This window comes from Brevundimonas sp. (assembly GCF_032107865.1).
GTDB lineage: Bacteria > Pseudomonadota > Alphaproteobacteria > Caulobacterales > Caulobacteraceae > Brevundimonas.
The window spans coordinates 1-6175 of record NZ_DAMCNG010000164.1 but is presented as its reverse complement, the minus strand read 5'-3'; the positions used below and the strand labels follow the sequence as shown (position 1 = coordinate 6175).

Here is a 6175-nt window from a genome sequence, read left to right as displayed (position 1 = left end):
GAGGCGGTCAACGCCCCCGCCGACTTCATGGGCGGGCGGATGCTGATCGGGAAGGCGACGCCGGTGGACGACGCCCTGCTGGCCGACCCGACGGTGTCGATCAAGGCGGTCGCCAAGCCCCAGGTGTGACCTGCGTGTGACACCTGTTCCGCAAGTGCGATTTAGTCGCAGGAGTCAGATTGTCGCACCCTGAAATGGTGCTAATGCGAGCCGGTCTCATTCCTTGACCGGTTCCTCCCCTATGTCCGATACACGCTCCGCCGCCCTCAAGGCGCTCCTGTTCGCGTCCAGCGCTGCCGGGATGCTGTGCGCCGCGCCCGCCGTGGCTGCGGCGGCTGACGAGGCTGCGCCCGCGGACGGCGTGATCAGCCAGGACGCCACCAACCTGGGCACGGTCGATGTGAACGGCCATCGCGTGAAGCGCGAGCCGAAGGATCCGCAGTTCGTCACGCCTCTGGTCGATACGCCGCGCACCGTGACGGTGATCCCGCAGCAGATCATTGAACAGACCGCCGCCACCTCCTTGCAGGACATCCTGCGCACCTCGCCGGGCATCACCTTCGGCGCGGGCGAGGGCGGCCAGCCCCTGGCCGACCGGCCCTTCATCCGGGGGCAGGCCTCGGGCAACAACATTTTCGTCGACGGCATCCGCGACACCGGCGGCCAGCAGCGTGAAGTCTTCAACCTGGAGCAGGTCGAGGTCATCAAGGGGGCCGATTCCGTCTATTCGGGCCGGGGTTCGGGCGGCGGCAGCATCAACCTGGGCTCCAAGTCGCCGCGCCTGACCAACTTCGTCAACGGCTCGGCCGGGGTCGGCACCGACGACTATCTGCGCGGCACGGTGGACGCCAACTGGCAGGTCGGGCCGACCGCCGCCATGCGCCTGAACGTCATGGCCTCGCAGGGCGATGTGCCGGGCCGCAACGGCGTAGACTTCGACAAGTGGGGCGTCGGGGCTGCGGTCGCCGTGGGCCTGGGCACGCCGACGACGCTGACGGCCAGCTACTACCACCTCGACAGTAATCAGATGCCCGACTACGGCATCCCGCTCTACACCAAGCTGGGCGGGGCGAATGCGTCGCGCCCGGACGCCTCGGGCATTCTGGACGTGCCCTATGACAGCTTTTTCGGCCTCAAGGCGCGCGACGATCTGAACAATACGGTCGACAGCCTGACGCTGGAGGTGGAGCACCGCTTCAGCGACAACCTGGCCCTGCGCAACGTCACCCGCTACTCGCAGACGCTGAACGACTATGTCGTCACCAACCCCGGCGACGGCGGCGCGGCGCAGCAGATCAACGGCGTCTGGTGGATGAAGCGGGGCCTGAAGTCGCGCTGGAACCCGGCCGAGACCCTGGCCAACGTCACCGATCTGCACGGCTCCTTCCTGACCGGTTCGATCAAGCATGACTTCGACGTCGGCCTGGAGCTGTCGCGCGAGAAGAACCGCAACGCCTCCTATACGGTCACGACCCTGACGGGCGCGGCCTGCCCGGCGCCGCTGACGGGCCTGGACTGCACCCCGGTTTATGCGCCCAACCCGAACCACCCGTGGACGGGTACGAAGACGCGCGGTCTGGTCAGCACGACCGACACGGATTCCGTGGGAGTCTACGCCTTCGACGCCATTCACCTCAGCGACAAGCTGATCGTGAACCTGGGCCTGCGCTGGGACGACTATTCGGTTGATGCGGTCAACGCTTCGGGCACGATCGCGGCGCCGGTCTATAAGCCGGTCAGCAGCGGTTGGGACTTCGTCAACTATCAGGTCGGCCTGGTCTACAAGCCGACGGCGAACAGCAGCATCTACGCCTCCTATTCCACGGCCTCGACGCCGCCGACCATTTCGGCCGGCGATCAGAACGGCGGCACGGGGACGGGCTCGGGCGATCTGGCCAATGTCGTGCTGGACCCGGAAGAGACCGAAAACTTCGAGATCGGCGCCAAGGCCAATCTGTTCGGTGATCGTCTGGCGCTCAGCGGCGCCCTGTTCCACCTGACGCGCAAGAATGCGGCCATCCTGATCTCCGGCTCGGACTATGAGCAGATCGGCGAAGCCAAGGTCCAGGGGCTGGAACTGGGCGTGTCGGGCAACGTCACCGACAAGTGGCAGGTCTTCGGCGGCTACACCTGGATGGATTCCGAACTGGTCAACGGCGCGGTCAACAAGGGCGCGCAACTGGCGAATACGCCCGAGCACAGCGCCAGCCTGTTCACCACCTACCGTCTCATGCCCAAGCTCAGCCTGGGCGGCGGCGTCTATTACGTTTCCAAGTCCTGGGGCGGGAACCAGGGCGGGGCCGGCGGCGGCGCTAACCGCGTCTATGCGCCGGAATACACCCGCGTCGACCTGTTCGCCTCCTACGACATCAGCGACCGCGCCTCGCTGCAGCTGAACGTCCAGAACGCCGGGGATGAGGCGTACATCATCCGCACCAACGGCGTGCATCACGCCGATGTCGCTCCGGCGCGCCAGGCGATCCTGACGCTGAACGTCCGCTACTAAGAGGCCGCGTTTCGCGCCATCATGTCGGCCCCGTCGTTCGCTGGAGCGACGGGGCCGATGCGTTTCCAGACGGTGAGAAAGCCATGCTGCTGCACATCCCCGAAGTCTTCACCAAGGCCGAGGTGAAAGCCCTGCGCGAGACGCTGGACGCCGGTCCCTGGGCCGACGGCAACATGACCTCGGGCCATCAGTCGGCGAGCGCCAAGCGCAATCAGCAACTGCCCGAGGACAGCGCCCAGGCGCGCGAGGTGTCGGCCCTGGTCGTCCAGGCCCTGAACGCCAATCCGATGTTTGTCTCGGCCGCCTTGCCGCACACGATCTTTCCGCCCCTGTTCAACCGTTATGAAGGCGGCGGCGAGTTCGGCACGCACGTCGACAACGCCATCCGCCAACGGGAGGGCCATCGCATTCGCAGCGACCTGTCGGCCACCCTCTTCCTGTCCGAGCCTGAGGACTATGACGGCGGCGAACTGATCATCGAGGAGATGTACGGCGCCCAGTCGGTCAAGCTGCCGGCGGGCGATCTGGTCCTCTATCCGTCCAAGAGCTTGCACCGGGTGACGCCGGTCACGCGCGGCGCGCGCGTCTCCAGCTTCATGTGGCTGCAGAGCCTGATCCGCGACGACGCCGACCGCGAGAACCTGTTCCGCCTCGATGTGGCGATCCAGCGGGTGAACCTGGATAAGGGGCCCAAGGATGCAGCGGTGATCGAGCTGACCAGCGTCTATCACAACCTGCTGCGGCGTTGGTCCGAGGTCTGACGCTCCCTCAGGCGTCGTCCAGCATGGCGGCGAAGGCGGGGGTCATGCGCTCGACCAGGCCGTCGTGCGTGCGTTCCGTGAAATGAGCGGCCAGGCCCAAGGTTGCGGCCAGTTCAGGCCCCTCGACCGGACCCAGCACGGTCAACGCCGTGGCCAGGGCGTCGGCGCGCATGGCCGAGGCGTCGAAGACCGTGACCTGGGCCAGGCCGTTGTCGACCGGCCGCCCCGTCGCGCCGTCCAGGGTGTGCGAATAGAGCCGCCCCTCATGGGTGAAGGCGCGGCGCCCGTCGCCCGAGGTCGCCATGGCCAGGTCGACCAGAGCCGCGACCGTGCGCGGCGCGGGCGAGCCGGGGACGGTCTCGATCTCGACCCACCAGGGCTGGGCGTCGGGCTTGACGCCGCGCCCCTTTAGTTCGCCGCCGATCTCGACCAGGTGCGAGGTCGCGCCCAGGGCGCTCAGCCGGTCCGAGACGCGATCGACCGCATGGCCCTTGGCGATGCCCGAGACGTCCAGCTTCATGCCCCCGATCTGGATCGCCGCCTGGGCCTCGCGGTGCAGTCGCAGCTTCTGCCAGCCCGAGACGGTGCGCGCCGCCTCGATCTCTTCGTCGGACGGCATGGGCAGCAAAACCGAGCGCGGCCCCGGCGGGCCGAAGCCCCACAGGTCGACCAGGGCGCCCAGGCTGGGATCGACCGCGCCGTTGATGTCGTCGGCCAGATCCAGCGACTGGGTCAGCAGGGCCCAGAAGTCGTCTGACAGAGCCCAGGTTCCAGCCGGAGCGGCGTTGAACCGGCTGATCTCGCTGTCGACCTCCCACGGGCTAAAGACGGCGACGACGCGGGCCAGTTCTTCCTCAATCGCCGCCGTGAAATCGCCCTGAGCGGCGCCCGGCGGCGGGACCAGCCGCACCGACCAGGTCGTGCCCATGGTCTCGCCCGACAGGGACCAGATCAGATCGCTGGGCGGCCGTTCGGGCGCGCCGGTCATGAGCGGGATCAGGACGCGGTCGTCGTGTCGGCTGTCGTCCGCACTTCCGATGAGGATCGGCGACGGGGCGGAGGCGGAACGTTTCATGGGACGCGCAACGGTTTGGTTGAGGGGACGAAGCCCCTCTTATGACCGGGATCGTTCAGCGGGTCACGGCGACACGCACGGCGCGCAGTTCGGACGACCCCGTCCCGGCGGCCGTATTGGCGGCGCCCCAGCGGAAGGGCACGCGCACGGACTCGCGTCCGCCCATCTCGCGCGCCGCCTCGACGACCAGCGTGTACTGCCCGGCGGGCAGGCCGCGCAGGCGCGCGCCAGGCACGGTGAAGGCATGACGGCCGGGGGCCTTGGTCGGACCGGAGATTCCGTCGGCGGGCATGGCCATCGCCCGGCCGCCCTTGCGCCACCAGGCGCGCAGATCCCGCAGCCAGTCGGTGCCGTCGCCCTGACTGTTGCGGCTGCCGGGGTGATACCAGACGGCCAGGGTCTGGACGGCGCTCTGGTCCGGCTTCTCGATCCAGACGGCGACATAGGGGCGGTGATAGGCGGCGCTGTTGATGCGCGGCAGTTCGATCGACACCGACAGATCGGCGGCCAGAGCGGGCGCGGCCGCCGCCGTCAGGCTCGCCGTCGTCAGAATGAGGGGAAGCGGACGCATGGAGCGGCTCCTCAATGAATGAAGAACAGGGCGAGCACGGCGGGAATCAGCAGCCCCAGACCGACCAGCGGCCAGGTCGAGGGGCGCCGCCAGGCGTGCAGCCACAGAAGGCCCAGCCCTGTCAGGGTGAAGACGATGCAGGCGACGGCGAAAACGTCGATGAACCAGAACCAGGCCCGGCCGGTGTTGCGTCCCTTGTGCAGGTCGTTGAGCCAGGCGATCCAGCCGCGCGTGGTCTTTTCATGCAGGGCCTCGCCCGTCGTCCGGTCGATGGTCAGCCACCCGTCCCCGCCGGGCATGGGCAGGGCGACATAGATTTCCTCGGCCGTGGTTTCGGTCGGCTTGCCGGCGATGCGGACGTCGAAAGCCTCCTTCGCCCAGCGCGCCACCGCGTCGGGAGCGGGATCGGTCGTCTCTTGCGGAAACGCGCTCAACCGCGCCAGCAGGGGCGCGGGCAGGACGGCGGTCTGTTCGCGCACGACTGGCTCGACGGGGATCTGGGCGGCGTGGTTCAGGGTGACGCCGGTTGCGGCGAACAGCAGCAGGCCGACCATGCTGACCGCCGCCGAAATCCAGTGCCAGCTTTGCAACTGCTTCAGCCAGAAGGCGCGCGCGGGCGGCCGTGCGTCCTTGGCCTTCGGACGAGCGGGGGGCTTTGCAGAAGAGGCTGCGGCGTCGGTCACGCCGACGGCCTTGCCATAGAATGCAAATGACTTGCAACCGCGACTGTCGCCGCCTGGGCCGATCAGGCGGCCTGAGCGGCCTTTTCGCGCGACAGGATCAGGCGGATGGCGTTCAGCAGGGCCTCGGGCTGGATCGGTTTCTGGGCCACGCCGTCCATGCCCGCCGCCAGATAGTTCGCCTCGTCGCGTGGGTCGGCGTTGGCGGTCAGGGCAAGGATCGGCAGGGCGGCGGCGGGGCCGGGCAGGGCGCGGATGGCGCGCGTGGCGGCGATCCCGTCCATCACCGGCATCTTCACATCCATCAGGATCAGGTCGAACGATGCGGTCGCCGTTCTCGGCCGTTTCGTGGGTGCAGCCGAACAGCTCCAGCACCTTGCCCGCCACGAAGCGGTTGGCGGCGTTGTCGTCCACCACCAGCACATGCAGGGTCGCATGGGCGGTCGGGTCGGCCATGGCTCCGTCATCGCGCCGCCCGTCGGCCTCGGCCAGGGGCAGGCGCAGGTCGAAGCGGAACCGTGCTCCGCCTTGCGGCGAGCGCTCGACGCTCAGGCGGCCTTCCATGCGGTCGATGATCTGGCG

General features: G+C 68.3%; 8 protein-coding genes. 4 read left to right on the top strand and 4 right to left on the bottom strand.

Translation table 11 applies throughout. From position 1 onward, the window contains the following. The 3 genes from RT567_RS12525 to RT567_RS12515 form a co-directional block, all read left to right on the top strand. Positions 1-129: oxidoreductase C-terminal domain-containing protein (locus RT567_RS12525; RefSeq protein WP_313576658.1), on the top strand; the 129-nt coding region annotated here is incomplete at its 5' end. A gap of 112 nt (positions 130-241) precedes the next feature. Beyond that, a complete protein-coding gene (locus RT567_RS12520; protein ID WP_313576656.1) occupies positions 242-2506 on the top strand; it encodes a TonB-dependent siderophore receptor in 2265 nt (754 codons plus the stop codon). A gap of 83 nt (positions 2507-2589) precedes the next feature. Beyond that, the gene (locus RT567_RS12515; protein WP_313576655.1) at positions 2590-3267 is read left to right on the top strand and encodes a Fe2+-dependent dioxygenase; all 678 of its coding nucleotides are present in this window, start codon (positions 2590-2592) and stop codon (positions 3265-3267) included. Between the two features lie 7 nt (positions 3268-3274). Here RT567_RS12515 and RT567_RS12510 read toward each other — a convergent pair whose 3' ends face one another. From RT567_RS12510 to RT567_RS12495, 4 genes are all read right to left on the bottom strand, one after another. Next, positions 3275-4342: an FAD:protein FMN transferase gene (locus RT567_RS12510; protein ID WP_313576654.1), complete on the bottom strand. Its 1068-nt coding sequence runs from the start codon at positions 4340-4342 to the stop codon at positions 3275-3277. A 55-nt stretch (positions 4343-4397) separates the two neighbouring features. Continuing rightward, the gene (locus RT567_RS12505; RefSeq protein ID WP_313576653.1) at positions 4398-4913 is read right to left on the bottom strand and encodes a DUF2271 domain-containing protein; all 516 of its coding nucleotides are present in this window, start codon (positions 4911-4913) and stop codon (positions 4398-4400) included. An 11-nt stretch (positions 4914-4924) separates the two neighbouring features. Next, the gene (locus RT567_RS12500) at positions 4925-5596 is read right to left on the bottom strand and encodes a PepSY-associated TM helix domain-containing protein (protein ID WP_409516176.1); all 672 of its coding nucleotides are present in this window, start codon (positions 5594-5596) and stop codon (positions 4925-4927) included. Between the two features lie 62 nt (positions 5597-5658). After that, the gene (locus tag RT567_RS12495; protein ID WP_313576652.1) at positions 5659-5877 is read right to left on the bottom strand and encodes a response regulator; all 219 of its coding nucleotides are present in this window, start codon (positions 5875-5877) and stop codon (positions 5659-5661) included. Between RT567_RS12495 and RT567_RS12490 the strand changes: the two genes are divergently transcribed. Then, a partial coding sequence (locus RT567_RS12490; protein WP_313576651.1) for a hypothetical protein occupies positions 5858-6175 on the top strand: 318 nt, incomplete at its 3' end. The genes RT567_RS12495 and RT567_RS12490 overlap by 20 nt on opposite strands.

Coding starts and splice junctions, on each gene's coding strand:
- RT567_RS12515 (WP_313576655.1), top strand. CDS start 2,590: ATGCTGCTGCACATCCCCGAAGTCTTCACCAAGGCCGAGGTGAAAGCC.
- RT567_RS12505 (WP_313576653.1), bottom strand. CDS start 4,913: ATGCGTCCGCTTCCCCTCATTCTGACGACGGCGAGCCTGACGGCGGCG.
- RT567_RS12520 (WP_313576656.1), top strand. CDS start 242: ATGTCCGATACACGCTCCGCCGCCCTCAAGGCGCTCCTGTTCGCGTCC.
- RT567_RS12495 (WP_313576652.1), bottom strand. CDS start 5,877: ATGGACGGGATCGCCGCCACGCGCGCCATCCGCGCCCTGCCCGGCCCC.
- RT567_RS12510 (WP_313576654.1), bottom strand. CDS start 4,342: ATGAAACGTTCCGCCTCCGCCCCGTCGCCGATCCTCATCGGAAGTGCG.